Source organism: Bacillus sp. DHT2, from assembly GCF_026241455.1.
In the GTDB taxonomy this organism is placed as follows: Bacteria; Bacillota; Bacilli; order Bacillales; family Bacillaceae_G; genus Bacillus_A; species Bacillus_A pseudomycoides.
Genome location: NZ_JAPHWH010000008.1, coordinates 206,497 through 228,335 on the forward strand (window position 1 = coordinate 206,497; position 21,839 = coordinate 228,335).

The window sequence follows — 21,839 nt, forward strand, 5'->3', positions numbered from 1 at the left end:
GGGGGATAGGAAATGCTTAAAAAAGTAATCAGTTCAGCAGTTGTAGCGACTTTCTTACTTCAAACGTTAACTGGGCCAGGCCATGTTACTTTTGCTGAGGAGAAGGAACAAAATCAGCACACTCTCATTTCAGAAGTGCATTATACGGATGATCTGAGCTATATCGAATTGTATAACCCATCAGCGAAAGTTATGGATATGAAGAATGTTCAACTGAAGGTCAATGGAAAAGTGCTAAAACTTAAAGATGAAAATGAAAAGCAATCTGTACAACCAAAAGAAACGAAGTTAATCGTATTTGGAAATAAAACAGTTAATGAGATTAATGAGCGCTATAAGACGGAAATAAAAGAAGAACAAGTTTTATTTGCTACTGAGGATTTAAGTGATAAACAAATTAGGATTGAAGTAACGACTGAAAAAAATGAAACGGTAGATGTCATTGAAACAAGAAAAGAGAATAAAGATGTATCCATTCATTCTTTTTGGAATAAAACAAAGAAAGAAATGAAAAATGAAATACCATCACCTGGGACTTACACTGTATTCCAATCGCATAAAAAAGAAAATCCACCTACAGAACCCACACAAAAAGAGGCAGTCCAGCCAGACTCCAAACAACTAGAGCCTACACAACCAAACTCCAAAGAAACGATAGAAAAGCAGCCTGCACAAAAAGATAATAATCAAAAAGAAAAGTCATTACAAGAAACAGCGCATGTACCTAAAATGAAAATTAATGCACATGAAGATTTACCGATTGAACTTCAGTTAGCAAGTGTATACGATAAGGCAAAAGTAAACCTTGTATATCGTAGTGCGTCCGGTTTGGTAGTGAAAAAACTGGAAATGAACAAAGGTGAGAATAATTTGTATTCTACTGTTGTTCCAAAGCTAGATGTTTGGTCTGATACATTTACATATTGGTTTGAAATTGAACAGGATGGAAAGATTATTACCTTTCCAGAAAAAGAACAATATGTAAGTACTGTTGAACGTCATGTAGAGGATTATACAAAGAATAGGGCAGTTATGATTACTGAACTAATGCCAGATACGATAAATGTGAACGGGAAAGATGGATATGAGTTTATAGAAATATACAATAATTCTAGTGAAGCAATACAGTTGAAAGATTATAAACTTATTTATAAGTATTCAGAAACTGGAAGTGAAGATTGGAATTTTACAGAAAATGCAACAATTCCATCAAAAGGAACGAAAGTGTTTTGGATTAAAAATGAAGGAAACGCAGCATTATCAAAACAAGACTTTATTCAAGCATACGGCGGGAATATAACCGAAGAACAAGTTCTTCCACTTAAAGTGGATGGAATGTCTAATAGCGCTGGGAGAACCATTCAATTTGCTGATCAGTACGGAACAGTTTTATCATCTGCAACATATGGGAAAGAGGATGTAAAAGTTGGTCAGAGTATGGCGTATGCATACAAAACCGAAAGTACTGAAATGCAAAAAGTAGGTTGGTTTGAAAAAGGAACACTTGGTGTGCAAATACCATTTCAAGTACCACTAGAGCTAGTAAAGCAATCAGATCAAGTAGGCGTTGCGATTGAGCACACGGCATTACCTGCTCATATAGTAACAGAAGATTTAACTATCACTGCAACGATTAAGGGCGGAGAGAATGTAGCAGTTTTGTATACCCAAGATGGCAAGTTAACACACAAAAAATTGCAGATGAATAAAGAAGGAAATAGCGATGTTTATAAGGTGACAATTCCTCAAAAAGAGCTATGGGGAAATTCATTATTCTATAAAATTGTCGTGCAAGGGAATCAAGAAACAATTGAAAAATCTTATGAAACAAAAATAGAGCATAAAAAAATAGAACCACAAAGCGTACCGCCGTTGTTGATTACCGAAGTGACGCCGGACACGACGAATGTTGGGAAAGCAGATGGATATGAATTTATTGAAGTGTATAACAATAGCACACAAGATCTTAATTTTAAGGATTATACAATTCGATATCGTTATCCATCTGAAGGACCAGAAGGTGATCTCATTTGGGGATCTACTCCAGATGATGTTGTAATTCCATCAGGGCAGTCTCTCGTATTTTGGATTATAAATGGTGAAAACAATGAGAAAACCGTTGCTGACTTTAATAAACAATTTGGTGTGAACTTAGTAGAAAATAAAAATATTGTTAGAATATATTCAAATGGAATGGCGAATGGAAGTGCACGTGGTATTGTCGTTGCAACAAAGACGGGGACAGAAATTGCATCTGCTTACTACAATGATCAAGCAAACCAAGCTGATGTGAAAGCTAATAAGGGAATTTTATATCGCTATCCTCAAGATGGCTCGCAAATTATGCAAAAGATTAGTAGTGCAGAACATAATGCATCTCCTGGAACTATATTCGAAGGACAAGTACCAGCTGAACGAGTTGCTTTGAAAGAGGATACGATTGCGCCGACGATTTCACATAAAGCAGCAGAAGGACTAGTTTCTGAATTTCAAGATCATAAACTGAGTTTTTCTGTTCTTGATAACGAACGGGTTAAGAGTGTGAAATTATATTACAAAACGAATCCGAATGCAGAATATAAAGCTGAAAATTTAGTAGAGGATCGTGTAGATAAAAAATATCATTATACCATTTATTCACCTGAATTAATTGGAAAAGAGAAAGTGACATATTACTTGGAAGCTTCTGATGGCTTCAATGTAGTAAAAAGTGATATGTATTCAGTGCAAATAGCTGGAGAGAAAGATAAAGGACCTCTTCGTCTTAATGTAAAAGATGATGAAGTGGTTGCAAATCAAGTTTTATTAAAAGGAACCTCTTCGTCGGTTGGGGCTGAACGACTTTCTCTTTTAGTGGACGGAAAGAAAGTTGAGACGAACACATATCGTTCGTTAGAGAAGCCTGCTTATTTTGCTTTCGATGTGAAGCAAACTGACTTGTATTTTAAAAACGCAGTCACAATTGAAAATGAGGTATTACGTATATTTGATGATACGTATAGTGATTATGTCACATTAACTGTAAAAATTGATCAATCAAAAATTAAATATAATGAGCCGTTCAAAATTGATATTCGATCTGGCACAAAGACGTCACCATTTGACAATCGAGTTGAAGAGAATAAAGATGATTTTTATTTAAAAAATGTTCGCCTTGTATTAGCGGATGGAACGACTTTATATGATCCGAATTTTGCAAATCCAAATCAGGAGTTATCAATTGGTGATGGAGATACATCAACACCAGTATTTACGTTTGGATTCCAAGTTCCAGAAGAAAAGTTTATTTCGAATGCATATTTATGGGATACAAAACAAGTGAAGGATGGAAAGCATCGAATTGCAGTGCAAGATGGTGTGAATAAAGAAGTCGTTGCAAATGTAAAAGTTGATAATACACCACCAAAGATTTCAACTACGGTACAGAACGAGAAAAAATATAAAGGGAAAATTCCAATTGATGTAACAGTTACAGATGATATAGCAGGAGTGAAAAGTAAAAAAGTTATATTGGATGGCAAGGAAATTGTAACTCCATATGAAACATCATCTGCACAATTAGCAGCAGGAAAGCATGAGTTACATGTAGAGGCTGAGGATCAGGTAGGAAATCGTGAAGAAAAGACAATTATGTTTGAAACTTGGGCTGAAAATCCAACAGATCCTACTCCAATTGCACCTAAAGATGGAGAAAAAAATGTGAGCACGAATCCGACACTTGAAGCAAAAGTAACTGATCCAACAAATGACGCAATGAAGGCAATATTTTATAAAGGGTATACGTATAAGCCGAATGAAACGGATCGTATGAAAATTACCGAAAATTCGATAGAACAAGAACCACCACAAGCTTTTGCTGTGAATGGTGAGAAAAGTTTTGACCAAGATCAGCTAAGTAAAGTTAGTAAAAAAGATGGGAAATATTATACAACGGAATCAACAGAGAAATTTCCATATCATCGTTTTGATGTAACGGTTGCTGATGATGTGAAAAACGATGATACGGTAGAAGTAAAATGGTATGGACATTCTCTAGAAGGAAGAAAAGTTACGATGTATGCTTGGAACTACATGACAAATAAGTGGACAGAACTTACATCGAAAATTGCTGGGGATAAGGACTTTGAATTAAAAGGTGCTGTATTAGCGAAAGAATATGTAAAAGATCAAAAAGTAAGTGTAATTGTGCAAGACCAAATTCCAAGTTCACCAAATAAGTTTGATTACACATTTGTATGGATGTCGGATACACAGTATTACTCTGAAAGTTATCCCTATATTTACAAAAGCCAGGTTGACTGGATTGCTGCACAAAAAGATCCATTAAATATTAAATATGTATTCCATACAGGGGATCTTGTTGATAAGTCATATCAAGAATTTCAATGGCAGCGCGCAGATGAATATATGAAAGTACTTGAGAATGCGAAAGTACCGTATGGTGTGTTGGCCGGGAATCATGATGTAAATCATAAAGATGAAGACTATACAGCATACTCGAAATATTTTGGGGATTGGCGTTTTAAAGATAAGCCATTTTATGGAGAAAGTTATAAGGATAACCGCGGACATTATGATTTGATTTCAGTAAAAGGCAACGATTTTATTATGCTGTATATGGGATGGGGCGTTACAGATGAAGATATTCAATGGATGAAGGAAGTATTGCAGAAATATCCGAATCGAAAAGCGATTTTATCATTCCATGAATATTTACTTGTATCAGGCAATCGTAGTCCGATTGGTGACAAAATTTTTAATGAAGTAGTTAAACCGAATAAGAATGTGTTAGCTGTGTTGAGTGGACATTATCATGATAGTGAGACATTAGTTGATGAAATTGATGATAATGGGGACGGCATCGTAGATCGTAAAGTATATCAAATGCTGGCGGATTATCAAGGTGGTCCAGAGGGTGGACAAGGATATATGCGACTTTTACAATTTCATACAACTGCGAACAAAATGTATGTCAAAACGTACTCCCCATATTTAAATGAGTATAATTTTTATAAACCAGAAGAGTATCCAGGAAAAGATGAATTTGAATTAGACATTGATTTAAAACCTGCGATAAAACAAGTCGCAACAGACTATGTAGAAGTAAACGTGTACACGAATGAAGTAATCGGTAAAGATAATTTTGTGGCGAATTGGCGCAACGCAAAGGTAAAATGGGAGAATTTAAAGGAAAATACGACGTATCAATGGTATATAAAAGTCGAAGACCGATATGGTGGTCAAGTGACTTCACCAGTTTGGTCCTTTACAACAGGTAAAAAAGGTTGGAGATGGAGCGTGTTCCCAAATTAGGGAACACGTTTTTAGTCATAAGAAACTTTTGTACTGTGCGTCCAATCCACGTCGCTTCTTTGAAGACCACCTCGAGATTCGATCTCTTTTATAATTTCTTTGTAAATCGTTTGGCCTTCTACGTTTAAATAAGGCATGATTTGTTGCAAGGAATGGTGAAAATAAGCTAATTCATCTTGTTTCCATTCTTCTTTCGAAATCATAGATAGTTCTGTCATATCGCGTCCAATGTACATGTGTACACCTCCATCATATGTAGTTTGAATGAGCCTAGGGAGATGTATGCGTAAATTAAAAAATAAAATTGCGGATATCTTTTGAAAGGGTTGGTTACATTATTGATTGTGGAGGTGAGAAAGATGAGTAAAAAACAACAAGGTTATAACAAAGCAACTTCTGGTGCTAGCATTCAAAGTACAAATGCTAGCTATGGTACAGAGTTTGCAACTGAGACAAATGTACAAGCAGTAAAACAACAAAATGCACAATCAGAAGCGAAAAAAGCACAGGCTTCTAGCGCTGGTGTTCAAAGTGCAAATGCTAGCTACGGCACAGAGTTTGCAACTGACACAGATGTGCAAGCAGTGAAACAACAAAATGCACAATCAGCAGCAAAAAAATCACAATCTTCTAGCACGAATCAATAACAAAGAAAAACACTTCTCGATTCAAGAGAAGTGTTTTCTTTGTTTGGTAATGTGATTATGACAGGGGGAAATTTACTAGTGATAGTTTAAGGTCGATTGCTTTAAGAATTTTGTTGAGGGAGCCGACATAACTTCTAATAAGTCAACAAATGTAGTCAAAGGAGAAGGAGATAGGACATTAGAAAATATTTAGTAGCGATGTATCCTGTATGAATAGATGTTGGAATTTATTAAAAACAGGGGGTAAATAATGAATTCATTTGATAAGTTGGTAGGAGAACAATTGCAAACAATGGATGAGTTGTTGAAATTACAAGCGCATTTAGAGAAGTACCAACAGATCGAAACAAGTGAACAAGAAAAAGATGATAAAAAAGAGTTGCATTTTATTCGTCAAGAAATACACAAAACGGAACAAGCATTGAAGCTTTTGCATGAAAAATTTGAGCAACAAACAAATGAAGTGATTCACTCTTTTGAAACTGAAAAAATAATTTCTAACTAAAGAAGTGATGTATCCGGATGCTTTAGTTGGAAAAGCCCTTTCTTAATTTATGAAAAAGGGCTTTTTGTCGCATCAGGATTTGTCAATGGAGAGTAATAATGTTTTACGAAAGCTGGATTGTGTCGGTTTAGTTTTAAAATTTTGACAAAAAAGTTATAATAGAAAAAAAGTGAATTCGGCTCAATACGTTTTTAAAAGGAACGATACTAGTTGGGACAACTTTAGAAGAGCATTCACAGTGAAAGAAGGGAGAACGTATGGGATTTCCCAAAGAAGGAGAAAAAATACAAATACATAGTTATAAACATAATGGTTTCATTCATAGAATGTGGGAAGAAACTACAATTTTAAAAGGGACACAAAGTCTTGTAATTGGTGCAAATGATCGGACTGTAGTAACCGAATCAGATGGTCGAACATGGATTACGCGTGAGCCTGCAATTTGTTATTTTCATTCAAATTATTGGTTTAATGTAATCGGTATGTTAAGAGAAGAGGGAGTGTATTATTATTGTAATTTAAGCTCTCCATTTGCATATGACTTTGAAGCATTAAAGTATATTGATTATGATTTGGATATTAAGGTATATCCAGATATGACATATACACTTTTAGATGAAGATGAGTATGAAAAGCATAGTCAGATGATGAATTATCCTCCAGTAATTGATACGATTCTAAAAAGAAATGTAGAGTATTTAACGCAGTGGATTCATCAAAGAAAAGGACCATTCGCGCCAGATTTTGTAGATATGTGGTATGAACGATATTTAATGTATAGAGATTAGAACAAACCTGCAGGGGTTTTCCCGGCAGGTTTGTCCTATTAAGGGGGGATCATATGAGAGGAATAAATCGATACTTACAATTTGTAAAACCATATCGATGGCTTATTACAATTACAATTATTATTGGACTCATTAAGTTTGGTATTCCGCTTATTATGCCGTGGTTATTAAAGTATATTATTGATGATGTCATTCAAGGTGGTGGATCACTTCAGGAAAAAACATCACAATTGATAACAGCAATCGGGATTGCCTTTTTTATTTTTGGTGTACTGAGACCACCTGTTGAATATTATCGTCAATATTTTGCACAGCGTATTGGTAATACAGTACTTTACGACTTACGAAAACATATTTTTGGTCATCTGCAAAAGTTAAGTTTACGCTACTATTCGAATACAAAAACAGGTGAAATTATTTCGCGTGTAATCCATGATGTAGAGCAGACGAAGGATTTTGTTATTACAGGACTTATGAATGTCTGGCTTGATACAGCTACAATTTTTATTGCAATTGTAGTTATGTTTTCTATGAATATAAAATTAACGCTTGTTGCATTGTTAATTTTGCCGATTTATGCAGTTGCAGTGAAATATTTTTTCGGGCGTCTTCGTAAATTAACGAGAGAGCGTTCACAAGCATTGGCAACGATGCAAGGTTATTTACATGAGCGTATCCAAGGGATGCAAGTAACGCGTAGTTTTGCATTAGAAGAGTATGAAAAAGGGCAGTTTGAAAAGAAAAATAATGATTTTTTAACAAAGGCATTAACACATACAAGCTGGACAGCACGGACATTTTCTACAGTGAATACGTTAACGGATTTAGGACCGTTACTTGTTATTGCGTTTGCGGCATATGAAGTGATTCAAGGCTCTTTAACACTTGGAACGATGGTTGCTTTTGTTGGCTATATGGATAGTTTATATAGTCCATTACGCCGCCTTGTTAACTCTTCTACAACACTCACACAATCATTTGCATCAATGGATCGAGTGTTTGAACTGTTAGATGAAAAGTATGATATTGTAAATACTCCAAATGCAATTGAAGCAAAAAAGCTTTCTGGTGAAATTGTATTTGATCAAGTTTCCTTTCGGTATAATACTGATGAAAAAGATGTACTACATGACCTTTCTTTCTCAATTCGTTCTGGAGAAAAAATTGCCCTCGTTGGAGCGAGTGGAGGTGGAAAGTCATCCTTAGCTAGTTTAATTCCAAGATTTTATGATGTTTCTAGCGGTGCGATTTATGTAGATGGTGTGAATGTGAGAGAGTATAATGTAAGAAATTTACGTAGTCATATCGGTATTGTCTTGCAAGATAATCTGTTATTTAGTGATACGATTCAATCTAATATTTTATATGGAAACCCGAAAGCAACGAAAGAGGAAGTTATTGCGGCTGCAAAAGCAGCGCAGATTCATAATTTTATTATGAATCTACCAGATGGATACGATACAGTTGTGGGAGAAAGAGGCGTAAAGTTGTCTGGTGGACAAAGACAGCGTGTAGCGATTGCACGTGTCTTCTTGAAAAATCCTTCTTTACTTATATTAGACGAAGCAACATCGGCTTTAGACTTAGAGAACGAAAGACATATTCAAGAGGCTCTTCAAACATTAGCTGCGGACCGTACAACAATAATCATTGCTCATAGATTGGCAACTATTACACATGTGGATACGATCATATATATCGAAGATGGTGAAATAAAAGAAAAGGGTTCTCATGAACAATTAATGCAAAAACGAGGATTTTATTATGATTTATATCAAATTCAACATATAGAAGAAAAAGCCCCTTTGGCGTAAAGGGGCTGTTTTTTCATTCATCTTCTTTTTTTTCATCAATTTGTAGTTCGTCTTCGGGTTTGTGATACGTATAAAAACTATCTACAAGTAAATCTAAATGTTCAACTTCTTCACTGTAATTAATAATTGAAGAAATAAGAGGGAAGAGATGTAACCATATTTTATATGATTCTTCATTATCTTTATTTTGATAGTCCATAAATATATCGATTAATTCCTGCTTACCAGTTTCTACTTCATCAAGCATCTCAACAGACTGTTGTTTTTTCGCTTTGCCAATAAATTTTAACAAAACTTGTTCATGATAGTGTGTTAATGAATCTAATTCATTTTGAATGGATTCTTGAAATGGTTCAGGCATATATCGTAATTCGTTTTCAGTGCGATGTAATGCTTTTAATGTACTTAATGCACGACTCGTTGTTGCTAACATTTGTCTAAATAAGACGAGCTTACGAATTTTTGCAAATTGTACTTTTTTCGTATAGCTTCTTTCTTCTTTGTAAAGTAAGTAGTAATGATTTAATTTAATCATTTTTTCTTTCATACGATCAATATCTGTTTTTAGTGTTGTAAAATCAGAAGCTTGCCTGCTGTTCATACGAATCCATTTCACAATTTCTTCGGTGTTATCAACGATACGATGATATAGTTTTGTTTCGTATTTTGGCGGCATAAACATTAAATTTACAAGTGAAGCCGCGACAATACCGACCATAATGGTTGCAAAGCGAAGCAGAGCGAAGTCAAAGAAGTTTGCTCCTTGATATTCCATAATCGCAATAACCGTCACTAAAGCAATTGATATTGTATTTTCTAAACGTAATTGTAGTGTAAGAGCAATGACTAATATACAAGTTAATCCAATAATAAAAGGATTGTGTCCAAAAGCAAATGCAAATCCGATAGCGAATACTGCACCAATTACGTTTGCTTGGATTTGTTCGAGTGCTGTCAAATACGAGCGATATACAGATGGCTGTACAGCAAAAATTGCTGAAATCCCCGCAAATACTGGACTCGGTAATTGGAGCAGAGTACAAGCAAATAAAGCTAATGTAATGGCAATACCCGTTTTTAAAATGCGAGCACCAAGTTTCATACCCTTTTTAATATCCTTTCTCTCTTGTCATAATGAATGTACAACATGATACTATACATTCATTACAATATGTTAGCAAGTGATATTTTAGTGATGTTCAAAAAGTCCGGTAAAGATAGCTGTCGCGATTCTTCGTTACGTCGCCAGTCCGGTACTCATGTAGTATAAGCTACACTCCGTATCCTCCTGGCTTCCGTGCCTCGAACTGCTCGGCTCTCTTTATCCTTCTTTTTTAGTGAAAAAACCTGCTGAATTTCAGCAGGTTTTCAAATTGTTATTATAGATTACTATGTGATGCTCACTTAGTCAATTTTAAGCAAATGGAAATTATTCAGTCGAAATAGATGGATCTGCTTGCTCTTTTTTCGGAATGACTTCATAAAAGTGAGACTGAATGTCCTCTAATAATGGTGTTAAGAGAGCAGCTTCTTCATATTGTTCATGCTCCTTTAATACACGAACGTAGTCTAATAATAATTCTGTGATGTCTGATTCCCCGTTTTTGCTAAGCTCACGTAATGTTACATTCGCTCCTTTTGCAATTCTTCTTCGCAAAGCAGCTTCTGTTAAACCAAGTTTAGGTTGATGGCGTAAATAAACGACACCACCAGTCATACCTGCACAAATCCATGGGCCAGGATCACCAAGAACGAGTGCGCGACCGTTTGTCATATATTCAAAAGCAAAGCCTTTAATATTTGCATGAACACCGAGATTCCCGTGTTCTTTTTCTCGAAGTGGTTTTGTGATTCTTCCCCCGATGATCATATCTGCTCCAGATAAGCGGATGCCAGCACGTGCATCAGCGTTACCTTGCACATATAAAGTTCCTTTTTGTGCACCATACCCGAATCCTTTTCCGACAGAACCGTTATAGTATGTTCCATCTTTTCCTCTTGCTTTTGTGATATAAATGCCACCGCCAAATGAGGTTTTTCCGATACCATCTTGTGCACCACCATTGACGTGAATAAATAAGTTTTCACTATTGTAGGCACCTAATCCGTTTCCGGGAACGGAGCCATTTGTGTATTTTAGTGTAATTGGTTCCAGCGTATTGTTGTCATATAATTTACTGCGGACTCGGTAGCATGATTCAAGACCACCCATTACGCGTTGATCCACACCAACACCAACTAGCTCTTTTGATTGGAAAGAATCAGTTGTTGCATAATGTTGTTGCTGGGCTGCTCCTGTTATCATGTAGGATGTACTGTCTAATGTTTGTAATAAATTTTGTAAATCTAATAGTTCTGTGCCTCGCGTTTGTTCTAGCAAATCAGAGCGACCAACAATTTCTTGTAAGTTCGTATAACCGAGTCCACCGGTTAAACGTTTAAGTTCTGTTCCGAAAGTAGTAAATAGGTGCAATAAACCTTCTACAGCATTTTCAAATTGCCGTGGAACGAAGCGACGTAGTCCATGTTCTTTTGCCTGCGCTTCGGATTCGATTTGTGTTGCAATACCAACATGACACGTATCTAAGTGACAGCCCCGGCACGTTGTACAACCGATTGCAATCATGGATAAAGTACCGAATCCAATACGGTTTGCACCAAGAAGCATAATTTTAAGTGCATCATTTACACTGCGGATACCACCATCTGCCCAAATCTCTACGTTGTGTCTCATATTTGCTTCTAATAGAGCGTTGTGTGCAGCTTTTACTCCGATTTCAACTGGAAGGCCTACATGTTGCAGTGCATGAATACGAGCGGCACCTGTTCCACCATCAAAGCCGCTAATATTAATAAAATCAGCACCAGCTTTTGCAATTCCTACAGCGATCGTTCCGATATTAGGGACAACTGGAACTTTGACCGCGACTCTTGCAAGTTGATTGGCTGTTTTAATTTCAGTAATAATTTGTGCTAAGTCTTCAATCGAGTAAATATCATGGTTATTGGAAGGAGAAATCAAGTCCGAACCAATTGTTGCATTACGAGCTTCTGCAATTTTAGAAGTTACCTTTGATCCAGGCAAATGTCCCCCTTCACCAGGTTTTGCTCCTTGACCAATTTTGATTTCAATTAAATTTGATGAATTTAACAGTTCGGCATTCACCCCAAAACGTCCTGATGCAATTTGTTGGCCGCGTGTATGTGGGTATTTACCAATCATATCTTTAATTTCTCCGCCTTCACCGTTTAAACTAATCATATTGAGACGGTCTGCCGCCTCTGCATAAGCGCGGAATGCAATTTCATTTTGGGACCCAAATGACATCGAACTAATAATAAACGGCAAGTCATGATTTTTTACGCCAATTGAAACATGCTCAGTCGGCACTGGTTGCTCTGCTTCTTTCATTTGGACAAGGTGACGAATTGCAATCGGATTCTTATCTTCTACCTCAGCTAATTTCTCCCGATAATTATCGTAAGCATTCCCTTTTGCCACATCACCAATTGCTTTCCAAATACGAGGGAATATATGAAACGTTTTTCGCATTCTAACTTTTGGGTTATTATAATCAAGTGCCCGGGCTTTAGCGTCTTCTGCTAAAGATTCAAGTGAAAATGCTACAGTACGTGATCCTAAAAAGTTTGTAATTTGTAGTATGTTTGCAATTTCTTCGTGTAAACCAATTGAAGAGAAGAGACGGCCGTAACCACGCAGTTCATGGATACCGATAGTTGAAATGACTTTTTCAAGACCTTTGTTTAGCGCTTTATATAAATTAGAAATTGGTATCGTTGTCCCATCATTTACGGTTGCGAACATTAAATATGGATTAATAACATCTGCGCCTAGTCCGTACAGTGTAACAATATCGTGTAAAGAACGGAGAGCGCCGGATCTTATAACAATGGAGCATTTTCGGCGTAATTTGTGCTCAGTTAGTTCTTGATGTACTTTAGCTGTAATCAAATGTGGATCGATCCATAAGTGTTCATTTTGATGAGCTTTTGCATCATCAAGTAATAAGAGAGAAGCACCTTTTTTAATAGCTGCTGTAGCTTCGGCACTAATTCGATTTAATGCATCTTGTAAAGTGTCTGATGCTGAAAAGGAAACAGATAACTTGTAAACTGTACTATGAATTGCAAATAGATTTACAAGTTGTTCATATGAAATAATTTCTAAATCTTCTGAAATTGATTGTGCTAAATGACCTTCTAGTATAATCGGTGACAAAAGTTCGGTAACAAAAGTTTGCTGCTCACCACTAAACAAGCTAGGACGTTCTCCTAGTACTGTGCGTGTAGAGAAGTGTTCAATTTCTCGGTCGCGATCGATTGCTGGGTTTGTAACAACAGCAACACTTTCTTTTATAAAATCGGCAATGTTTCGTCTGTCTGTATCAAGTGCAGCGAGAGGGGCGTCATGGCCGAGTGAACGAATTGGTTCAACACCTTTTGTTGCCATCTGTTCAAGAAGTTGGATATGCTCGCGATCCCAGCCGAAAGCTACATATTGTTCTGTTTCAACTTGAGAGAGGTTAGATAGCCCTTCGACCTTTTCCATAGCTGGAATAGATAAGTTGAAATGATAATCTGAAAAATTAATACGTTGTTTCATGCGTTTATATACTTCTTCTTGGTATGTTTCATATTCGTAGAGAACGAGGGCACCTTGTTTATTCCACTTCAAACCTACTTTTTCTCCGGGAGCAAGTGATTTTGGTTCTGCTACATATTCAGATGGTGATACGACACCTGGTTCAGAAGAAAAGATATAGGAACTTTCTGTTTCTACTTTCCAAACTGGTCGCAAACCAAGTGAATCTACACTAAAAACAGCTTCATCTTTATAACGTGAAATAATGCCGGCCGGCCCTTGGGCGAAATGTCCCCATGCTTCACGAATATACGTATATAAATCTTGCATATGTGGCTCGTATAATTTAATCTCATTAATAATTGGTGGAAATAATACATCCATTGCTTCAAATAGACTGTAGTTGTAGTGAACGAGAAGTGTTTCTAAGGTGCGGTTTAAATCTTGAGAATCACTGCCTCCAGCAGTAAGTGGTACATCGATCATTTCGGCTTGATCACGTAACTTGGAAATTGTATTAATTTCACCATTATGTCCAAGGATGCTAAATGGTTGCACGCGAAAGAAATTAGATAATGTATTTGTAGAATAGCGATTATGTCCAAGTGTCATTGTTGATGCAATAAGTGAATGTTGTAAATCATCATAGTAGGCAACAAGTGTATCGCCAGCGCCCAGAACTTTGTATACAACATGGTCGTGGCTTAATGAAGCAACATGAATTGCTGTATTTTCTTCAATTTCAATTGTTAAAGAGAATAGTACTTGGTCGATGGCTTCATTTTTTGTTTCTGAAAGAATAGCAATTTGCCAAAATAACGGTTCTTCTTGTTTGCCAAGAGGACCAAGTGCATCAGAATTTATAACATTATCACTTTCGAAGAGAACGGTGAAATTTTTATTGTTTAATTTATTACGAATACTGTTCTTTAAAAGAGTAGGATTTTCTTTTTTGTTTAGAAAAAAATGTCCAACGATAAAGTGGGGATGGTCCACAATCGCTGGATTATATCCACTATTTTTTAATTTTTCTTTCCAAAGGGCTTTCGGTAAGTCGATATGAACACCAATACCATCGCCTTCTCCATTAATAAAGCCAGCACGGTGATTCATTTTTATCAGTGATTGTATACAAAGATCGATGTTTTCTTTTGTTGGAACATTTTGTTTTTCCATAACGGAAACGATTCCACACGCATCGTGTTCTGCATTTGCGTAATTTCGAAATAAAGACGGTGTCCATTTATTTGTATTGTTAGGCATCCGTCAATCCCCCCCTCTGTTATAAAATTAAGAATAATCTAATTATTCAAGGTGTATACTGCCTTATAAACAACAGAATAATTAATATGAATTTTGATATAAAACAGATAATTATGAATAATTATACTATTGATGTGTGATTTATGAAATAGAAAAAAGAAAAAAATAGAGGGTGGCCTCTATTTTTTTCTTTTGAGCATGTATTTTCTTATGCGTTCGCTAAAGCAGCAAATGCTCTACCGACAGCTTCGATTGTATATTCGATATCTTCTTTTGTGTGTTCTGTTGTTAAGAACCATGCTTCATACTTAGATGGAGCTAAGTTAATTCCTTCGTTGAGCATAAGCTTGAAGAACTTACCGAACATTTCTCCATCTGTATTTTGAGCAGCGTCATAATCTTCAATTGTATCTGTAGTGAAGTATACAGTTAACGCACCTTTTAGACGGTTTACTGTAATATCGATGCTATGTTTTGCAGCTTGTTCTAAAATTCCTTTTTCAAGCATTGCTCCAAGTGCATCTAATTTTTCGTATACACCTTTTTGTTGCAGTACTTCTAAGCAAGCAATACCAGCAGCCATAGATGCTGGGTTTCCAGCCATTGTACCAGCTTGGTAAGCAGGGCCGAGCGGTGCAACTTGTTCCATAATTTCTTTTTTACCACCATATGCACCGATTGGAAGACCTCCGCCAATTATTTTACCAAGTGCTGTTAAATCTGGTGTTACACCAAGTAAGTCTTGAGCACCGCCGTACATAAAGCGGAAAGCTGTGATTACTTCATCATAAATAACTAGTGCGCCAGCTTCGTGAACAAGCTCATTTACTTTTTCTAGGAAGCCAGGTTTAGGTTCGACAATTCCGAAGTTCCCAACGATTGGTTCTACAAGAATAGCTGCTACCTCATGTCCCCATTTATCGAGTGCTTCTTTTAATGTCTCTACGTTATTAAATGGAACGGTAATAACTTCTTGAGCGATACTTTGGGGCACACCGGCTGAATCAGGAGTACCAAGAGTAGAAGGACCTGAACCAGCTGCTACAAGAACTAAGTCTGAATGACCGTGGTAGCAACCAGCAAACTTCATAATTTTTGTACGACCTGTATAAGCGCGAGCCACACGAATTGTTGTCATAACAGATTCCGTACCAGAGTTTACGAAACGAACTTTATCTAAAGCAGGCATTGCTTCTTTTAACATTTTTGCAAATTTTACTTCTAGTGCTGTTGGTGTTCCGTATAAAACACCATTTTCAGCTGCTGTTTTAATTGCTTCTGTTATGTGAGGATGAGCGTGTCCTGTAATGATTGGACCGTATGCTGCTAAATAATCGATATATTTGTTACCATCTACATCCCAAAAATAAGCACCTTTTCCGCGTTTCATTGCAACAGGTGAACCGCCACCAACTGCTTTGAAAGAACGAGAAGGACTGTTAACACCACCAACGATATGTTCTAACGCTTCCTTATGTAATGCTTCTGATTTTGTGAAATTCACTACAATTCATCTCCTTACAAAAATCTATGTATTATTCTAACATGTTTTTCAAAAAGACGTATTGTTTGTGATAGGAAGGGCAGTTGGGTAAACTATTCGTTGTGGTATCGAGGAAGGGGGTCCGATTATGAAATCGGTAATTGAAGTACAAGGATTACGTAAAGAATTTACAGCATATTCAAGCCGCTCTGGTTTAAAAGGTGCGTTTCGCGATTTATTAAATCGTAATTATAAAATAGTGCCAGCAGTGAATGATGTTTCGTTTACTGTAAATCAAGGTGAAATGGTTGGTTATATTGGTGAGAATGGTGCGGGTAAATCAACGACAATTAAAATGTTAACCGGAATTTTAACACCGACGTCTGGTCAAATTACAGTAAATGGCATGAATCCACATAAACAGCGAGAAGAGTTTGTGAAAACAATTGGTGTTGTATTTGGTCAGCGTTCACAGCTTTGGTGGGATATTGCGGTACAAGAATCATTTCGTTTATTAAAAAAAGTGTATGGTGTATCTGATAGGCAGTATAAGGAACATATGGAGCATGTCATTGAAACACTAGATATTGGACCATTGCTAGATAAACCGGTGCGTAAATTGTCGCTTGGTCAACGAATGCGTTGTGAATTAGCAGCAGCGTTAATTCATAATCCACCGCTTTTATTTTTAGATGAACCAACGATTGGACTAGACGTTCTCGTAAAATTAAAAATCCGTGAGTTTTTAAAGGAAATGAATGAACGTTATAAAACAACAATTTTATTAACAACACATGATATTACTGATATTGAAGCGTTATGTGAACGCGTTATTATGCTGGATGAAGGAAACATTATGTATGATGGATCATTAGAAAAGCTTCGTTCGCAGTGGGGAGCAGAAAAAGAAATACATTTTCAATTTACAGCACCAGTTTCATATCAACAACTGTTAATGCTAATGCCGGATAATCATGTAGTTTGGTCACAAGGGAAAGAAGAATATACATGGATTGCGAAAATACCCAATGAAGAAGTTATAATTTCTATGCTTATTTCCAAAGTAGTCCAAGCCTTTCAAATTAAAGATTTAAAAATTAATGAAGTGTCGACAGAAGAAATTATCCGTAATATTTATGAAGAGGGTATGATTCATGGGTAAGTATATTGAAATGATTCGTATTCGTTTTTTAATGATGCTTGCTTATCGGACAAATTACTATAGTGGAATTTTAATTTATACGATTAACATCGGAGCGTATTATTTTTTATGGCAAGCTATTTACAGTGGGAAAGAGAATATCGAAAGTTTATCGATTTCTCAAATGACAACCTACATTGCCATCGCGTGGATGGCTCGCGCTTTTTATTTTAATAATATTGACAGAGAAATTGCGATGGAAATTCAAGAGGGACGTGTAGCTGTTGAATTAATTCGTCCATATAACTACTTAGGAATGAAAGTTATGCAAGGTCTTGGAGAGGGGATCTTCCGTTTTGCATTCTTTTCTATTCCCGGTATGATCATTGTTACACTTTTATTCTCGTTGCAAATTACAACCAATTTTCAAACGTGGTTATATTTTTTTCTGTCGTTAGTTTTCAGTTTTATTATTAATACGCAAATTAATTTAATGACAGGCATGCTTACTTTTTTCTTATTTAATAATAGTGGAATTATGTATGCAAAACGTGTGGTTATTGATTTATTTTCAGGTTTATTACTACCCATTAGCTTTTATCCTCTATGGGCACAAAAAGCAATGGTGTTTTTGCCATTTCAAGCAATCAGTTATATTCCGAGTATGATTTTCTCTGAAGGAATACAAGGAAGTAAGTTGTATCAGGCTTTATTATTTCAAATGATTTGGGCAGTCGTACTTATTGTTCCAATTGTGCTGATGTGGAAAACGGCGAGAAAACGCCTAATTGTACAAGGGGGATGATGAGATGCTGTATATAAAACTGTTTTTGCAATATGCAAGCCAATATATAAAAACTAAACTAGAGTATCGCGGCGATTTTATCGTTGGATTATTATCTGATTTACTACTCCAAGCTGTTAACTTAATTTTTATTCTTGTTGTTTTCGGACATACACAAGCATTAAAGGGATGGAGTCGAGAAGAAGTTATTTTTATTTATGGCTTTTTCTTAGTACCATTTGCTATCTTTTCTGCTTTCTTTAATATATGGGATTTTAATGATCGATACATTATTAAGGGAGAAATGGATCGTGTTTTAACAAGACCGATTCATAGTTTATTCCAAATTATATTAGAGCGAATGGAACTGGAGTCTTTGATTGGTGCAGTTACTGGGATTATTGTAATGGGATATGCGTCAGTGCAGCTTCAATTATCCTTTTATTGGTACGATTTCTTTCTTTTCTTGTTCATGGTAGCTGGAGGTGCCCTTGTATATGGCGGGATATTTGTGACACTTGCAAGTATTGGCTTTTGGTCAGATGCAAAAAGCTCTATTATGCCATTGATGTATAACATTGGGAATTACGGGCGATATCCTGTAAATATTTATAACCGTGTGATCCGGTTTGTTTTAACGTTTGTCTTACCATTTGCATTTGTTGGTGTATATCCAGCGGCGTATTTTCTTAGAAAGACAGAATGGAACAGTTATGCGTTTGCGACACCGTTTGTTGGTGTAATTTGTTTTACAATTGCAATCACGCTTTGGAATTTTGGAGTGAAGAAATACCGCGGTGCGGGAAACTAACGACAGATATACAAGTTTCATCTACTGTGGGATAAATTGTTCTTTGTCCTCATACATATAGGATGAGGTGGAGGACATGTTATGGGGACTTATTTTATTAATTTCAGCCATTGCTGTGTTAAGGAGTATTCAAATATTATGGAGCTCATACTCAGATTCGAAGCGTTTCTTTTCCTTGTATAACCTAACTTCATTATTTCTAATTTACACAACGGTGCTTATCGCATTCGGATTAAGTTATGTTGTATTAGAGGAAAGTGGATTTGCCGTCTTAAGAGAAGACGGAGAAAGTTTAACTGTCCATTCTTTCCAACTGGTAGAAGTATGCTTATATTTTAGTGCGGTTACTTTATTATCTGTTGGATATGGTGATGTAACTCCTGTTGGAATCGGACGCTGGATTGCAATTATTGAAGCGTTGATTGGATATACATTGCCGTTTGCATTCGTAGTTCGAACAGTGATAGACAATGAAAAATGAGATAACATTTGTTATAGTAGAAGGAAAAGACAAGGAGTGATAAAGATGGTCGCAGTAGGAGAAATGGCACCGGATTTTACACTAGAAGGAAGTAACGGAGAGCAGGTTAAGCTATCGGACTTTCACGGGAAAAATGTAGCACTATATTTTTATCCGAAAGATATGACACCAGGCTGTACAACAGAAGCGTGTGATTTCCGAGATGCATACGGATTATTTCAAGAAAAAGATACGGTTATACTTGGTATAAGTCCAGATCCAGTGAATAGACATTTGAAATTTATTGAAAAGCATGATTTGCCATTCTTACTTTTAGTAGATGAAGATCATAAAGTGGCGGAACTATATGATGTATGGAAGCTGAAAAAGAATTTCGGAAAAGAGTACATGGGAATTGAAAGATCTACGTTTCTTATTAATAAAGATGGTGAACTAGTAAAAGAATGGCGTAAAGTAAAAGTGAAAGGGCATATCGAAGACATCCTTTCTTATTTAGATTAAGGTTCTGCATAAGCAAGAACTGAAGGGAATTTATTATGATGTAATTACTATGAGGCATATGTCTATACACTTGTGCTGATGTTTCATACATTAAAAGGGTAGGGCATACCTCCTCAGATGATAGTATTCCAAGTGCGATTATTTCGCACTTTTTTCTATGTAAATGTATAAAGGAAGGACAAATATACATAAGAATAAGGTTAGATGAAAAATAAACTACACAGTTATAGTAGAAATATTGACGATTGACAAGAAAAGGAGTACACTCTTTATAAGAATTATAAAATAATAATCCGTATAGAATCGGGGTGCATGACGGTGGTCAAAGAAGAATTAAAAGAAGCGCTAGAAATGCTGAAAAATACGGGTGTACGCATTACTCCACAGCGTCATGCTATTTTAGAGTACCTTGTGGAATCTATGACGCACCCAACAGCGGATGAAATTTATAAAGCGTTAGAAGGTAAGTTTCCAAATATGAGCGTTGCAACTGTTTATAATAACTTACGTGTATTTAAAGAAGTTGGGCTTGTTAAGGAATTAACTTATGGAGACGCTTCAAGTAGATTTGATTATGTTACAAGTCAGCATTACCATGTAATTTGTGAAAAGTGTGGTAAGATTGTTGATTTTCCTTATGGAGGTTTGGAAAAACTTGAAGATGAAGCTGTGAAAGCAACCGGCTTTGTTATTAATAGTCATCGTTTAGAGATTTATGGCGTATGTCCAGAATGTCATAAGGCGTAATATATAATAAAGAAAGAGGTCAACGGTTACGTTGACCTCTTTCTTTATTATATAAACTCCATTTTATGCTTTATAGCTCTTTTTATTATACCTCTCATCAAACTCTTTTCCTTCTAAATTACGATCAAGCGTTAAGGGTTGATTGCAATGCATACATGCGTCTACTCGGCCGAGCATTTTGGTAGGTTTGTTACAACTTGGGCAAATGATTTGTACGGTTTTTGTAGATAACATACCAATCCAAAAGTAAACGACGGTGCTAGCGATAACTGCTAAAAAGCCAACCATCATAAAAATGGTCATAATAATAATATTTTCGCGAAAAAATACGCCTAAGTATGCAATGAAGAGTCCGATAAATACTAAACTTAATGCAAAGGTTCGAATTTTATTGATTTTGTTCGAATATTTAATCCCCATTCCCATCACGCTCCTATAGGAATAATATAACATAAAATTTTGAATTTTTGATTTAAAAGAAGCGGGGTTTGTTAAAATGATGAAAAAAAGAAATAAACGGGATGTGAAATTTTTTTATGAAAAGTATTGACCATGTATAAACTGCATGATATATTAATAACCGTCGCTGATGCGAAACGGCAGAAAGCGAAAAAAAGAAATTAAAAAACTTAGTTGACATGGAAAAATGAAGGTGTTAACATAAGGGAGTCGCAAATGAGCGACAAACAAGTTCTTTGAAAACTGAACGAAACAAACAACGTGAAACGTCAATTTTTATTTTAGATGCTAGACAAACTAACTTTATTGGAGAGTTTGATCCTGGCTCAGGATGAACGCTGGCGGCGTGCCTAATACATGCAAGTCGAGCGAATGAATTAAGAGCTTGCTCTTATGAAGTTAGCGGCGGACGGGTGAGTAACACGTGGGTAACCTGCCCATAAGACTGGGATAACTCCGGGAAACCGGGGCTAATACCGGATAACATTTTGCACCGCAT

16 protein-coding genes and 1 rRNA gene are annotated in these 21,839 nt (G+C 36.1%); 12 read left to right on the forward strand and 5 right to left on the reverse strand.

The features are described from left to right. The first annotated feature begins 12 nt into the window (after positions 1 to 12). On the forward strand, positions 13 to 5,313 hold the full coding sequence (locus ORL93_RS19400; RefSeq protein WP_098018900.1) for a lamin tail domain-containing metallophosphoesterase family protein: 5,301 nt from the start codon (positions 13 to 15) through the stop codon (positions 5,311 to 5,313). 11 nt (positions 5,314 to 5,324) lie between these two features. Here ORL93_RS19400 and ORL93_RS19405 read toward each other — a convergent pair whose 3' ends face one another. Beyond that, a complete protein-coding gene (locus ORL93_RS19405; RefSeq protein WP_097793907.1) occupies positions 5,325 to 5,549 on the reverse strand; it encodes a hypothetical protein in 225 nt (74 codons plus the stop codon). A 123-nt stretch (positions 5,550 to 5,672) separates the two neighbouring features. On the opposite strand from ORL93_RS19405, the gene ORL93_RS19410 reads away from it, so the two are divergent. From ORL93_RS19410 to ORL93_RS19425, 4 genes are all read left to right on the forward strand, one after another. Further along, complete coding sequence (locus ORL93_RS19410) at positions 5,673 to 5,960, forward strand: gamma-type small acid-soluble spore protein (protein WP_018767253.1); 288 nt, start codon at positions 5,673 to 5,675, stop codon at positions 5,958 to 5,960. A 250-nt stretch (positions 5,961 to 6,210) separates the two neighbouring features. Continuing rightward, complete coding sequence (locus ORL93_RS19415) at positions 6,211 to 6,465, forward strand: YgaB family protein (protein ID WP_003194914.1); 255 nt, start codon at positions 6,211 to 6,213, stop codon at positions 6,463 to 6,465. A gap of 257 nt (positions 6,466 to 6,722) precedes the next feature. Beyond that, positions 6,723 to 7,253 (forward strand): nucleoside tri-diphosphate phosphatase, encoded by a 531-nt coding sequence (gene ntdP, locus ORL93_RS19420; protein ID WP_003194916.1) that lies wholly within the window; start codon positions 6,723 to 6,725, stop codon positions 7,251 to 7,253. A gap of 53 nt (positions 7,254 to 7,306) precedes the next feature. Further along, positions 7,307 to 9,067: an ABC transporter ATP-binding protein gene (locus ORL93_RS19425; protein ID WP_006093309.1), complete on the forward strand. Its 1,761-nt coding sequence runs from the start codon at positions 7,307 to 7,309 to the stop codon at positions 9,065 to 9,067. A 13-nt stretch (positions 9,068 to 9,080) separates the two neighbouring features. Here ORL93_RS19425 and ORL93_RS19430 read toward each other — a convergent pair whose 3' ends face one another. The 3 genes from ORL93_RS19430 to hemL form a co-directional block, all read right to left on the reverse strand. After that, on the reverse strand, positions 9,081 to 10,169 hold the full coding sequence (locus tag ORL93_RS19430; RefSeq protein ID WP_003194921.1) for an FUSC family protein: 1,089 nt from the start codon (positions 10,167 to 10,169) through the stop codon (positions 9,081 to 9,083). 327 nt (positions 10,170 to 10,496) lie between these two features. After that, a complete protein-coding gene (locus tag ORL93_RS19435; RefSeq protein WP_097793906.1) occupies positions 10,497 to 14,933 on the reverse strand; it encodes a glutamate synthase-related protein in 4,437 nt (1,478 codons plus the stop codon). A 208-nt stretch (positions 14,934 to 15,141) separates the two neighbouring features. Next, entirely contained in the window at positions 15,142 to 16,437 is a 1,296-nt protein-coding gene (hemL, locus tag ORL93_RS19440; protein ID WP_141556351.1) for a glutamate-1-semialdehyde-2,1-aminomutase, read from the reverse strand. Positions 16,438 to 16,564: 127 nt separating this feature from the next. On the opposite strand from hemL, the gene ORL93_RS19445 reads away from it, so the two are divergent. The 6 genes from ORL93_RS19445 (at position 16,565) to perR (ending at position 20,881) form a co-directional block, all read left to right on the forward strand. Beyond that, positions 16,565 to 17,578 (forward strand): ABC transporter ATP-binding protein, encoded by a 1,014-nt coding sequence (locus tag ORL93_RS19445; protein ID WP_003194928.1) that lies wholly within the window; start codon positions 16,565 to 16,567, stop codon positions 17,576 to 17,578. Then, the gene (locus ORL93_RS19450; protein WP_018768003.1) at positions 17,571 to 18,362 is read left to right on the forward strand and encodes an ABC transporter permease; all 792 of its coding nucleotides are present in this window, start codon (positions 17,571 to 17,573) and stop codon (positions 18,360 to 18,362) included. The genes ORL93_RS19445 and ORL93_RS19450 overlap by 8 nt, the downstream gene beginning before the upstream one ends. 4 nt (positions 18,363 to 18,366) lie before the next feature. Beyond that, positions 18,367 to 19,152 carry an ABC transporter permease gene (locus tag ORL93_RS19455; RefSeq protein WP_018782728.1) on the forward strand — a complete coding sequence of 262 codons (786 nt, stop codon included), beginning with the start codon at positions 18,367 to 18,369 and terminating at the stop codon, positions 19,150 to 19,152. Positions 19,153 to 19,228: 76 nt separating this feature from the next. Beyond that, entirely contained in the window at positions 19,229 to 19,633 is a 405-nt protein-coding gene (locus ORL93_RS19460) for a potassium channel family protein (RefSeq protein ID WP_016112998.1), read from the forward strand. Positions 19,634 to 19,678: 45 nt separating this feature from the next. Continuing rightward, a complete protein-coding gene (gene bcp / locus ORL93_RS19465; protein ID WP_003194937.1) occupies positions 19,679 to 20,134 on the forward strand; it encodes a thioredoxin-dependent thiol peroxidase in 456 nt (151 codons plus the stop codon). A 318-nt stretch (positions 20,135 to 20,452) separates the two neighbouring features. After that, positions 20,453 to 20,881: a peroxide-responsive transcriptional repressor PerR gene (gene perR, locus ORL93_RS19470; RefSeq protein ID WP_018768004.1), complete on the forward strand. Its 429-nt coding sequence runs from the start codon at positions 20,453 to 20,455 to the stop codon at positions 20,879 to 20,881. A gap of 63 nt (positions 20,882 to 20,944) precedes the next feature. On the opposite strand, the gene ORL93_RS19475 is transcribed toward perR, so the two are convergent. Further along, positions 20,945 to 21,301 carry a YgzB family protein gene (locus tag ORL93_RS19475; protein ID WP_016113001.1) on the reverse strand — a complete coding sequence of 119 codons (357 nt, stop codon included), beginning with the start codon at positions 21,299 to 21,301 and terminating at the stop codon, positions 20,945 to 20,947. A 342-nt stretch (positions 21,302 to 21,643) separates the two neighbouring features. Between ORL93_RS19475 and ORL93_RS19480 the strand changes: the two genes are divergently transcribed. Next, positions 21,644 to 21,839, forward strand: a 16S ribosomal RNA gene (locus ORL93_RS19480); the annotation flags it as partial.

Bases quoted from the DNA above. Each gene is read 5' to 3' on its own strand.
- ORL93_RS19400 (WP_098018900.1), top strand. From the start codon at position 13: ATGCTTAAAAAAGTAATCAGTTCAGCAGTTGTAGCGACTTTCTTACTT.
- ORL93_RS19405 (WP_097793907.1), bottom strand. From the start codon at position 5,549: ATGTACATTGGACGCGATATGACAGAACTATCTATGATTTCGAAAGAA.
- ORL93_RS19410 (WP_018767253.1), top strand. From the start codon at position 5,673: ATGAGTAAAAAACAACAAGGTTATAACAAAGCAACTTCTGGTGCTAGC.
- ORL93_RS19415 (WP_003194914.1), top strand. From the start codon at position 6,211: ATGAATTCATTTGATAAGTTGGTAGGAGAACAATTGCAAACAATGGAT.
- ntdP (WP_003194916.1), top strand. From the start codon at position 6,723: ATGGGATTTCCCAAAGAAGGAGAAAAAATACAAATACATAGTTATAAA.
- ORL93_RS19425 (WP_006093309.1), top strand. From the start codon at position 7,307: ATGAGAGGAATAAATCGATACTTACAATTTGTAAAACCATATCGATGG.
- ORL93_RS19430 (WP_003194921.1), bottom strand. From the start codon at position 10,169: ATGAAACTTGGTGCTCGCATTTTAAAAACGGGTATTGCCATTACATTA.
- ORL93_RS19435 (WP_097793906.1), bottom strand. From the start codon at position 14,933: ATGCCTAACAATACAAATAAATGGACACCGTCTTTATTTCGAAATTAC.
- ORL93_RS19445 (WP_003194928.1), top strand. From the start codon at position 16,565: ATGAAATCGGTAATTGAAGTACAAGGATTACGTAAAGAATTTACAGCA.
- ORL93_RS19450 (WP_018768003.1), top strand. From the start codon at position 17,571: ATGGGTAAGTATATTGAAATGATTCGTATTCGTTTTTTAATGATGCTT.
- ORL93_RS19455 (WP_018782728.1), top strand. From the start codon at position 18,367: ATGCTGTATATAAAACTGTTTTTGCAATATGCAAGCCAATATATAAAA.
- ORL93_RS19460 (WP_016112998.1), top strand. From the start codon at position 19,229: ATGTTATGGGGACTTATTTTATTAATTTCAGCCATTGCTGTGTTAAGG.
- bcp (WP_003194937.1), top strand. From the start codon at position 19,679: ATGGTCGCAGTAGGAGAAATGGCACCGGATTTTACACTAGAAGGAAGT.
- ORL93_RS19475 (WP_016113001.1), bottom strand. From the start codon at position 21,301: ATGGGGATTAAATATTCGAACAAAATCAATAAAATTCGAACCTTTGCA.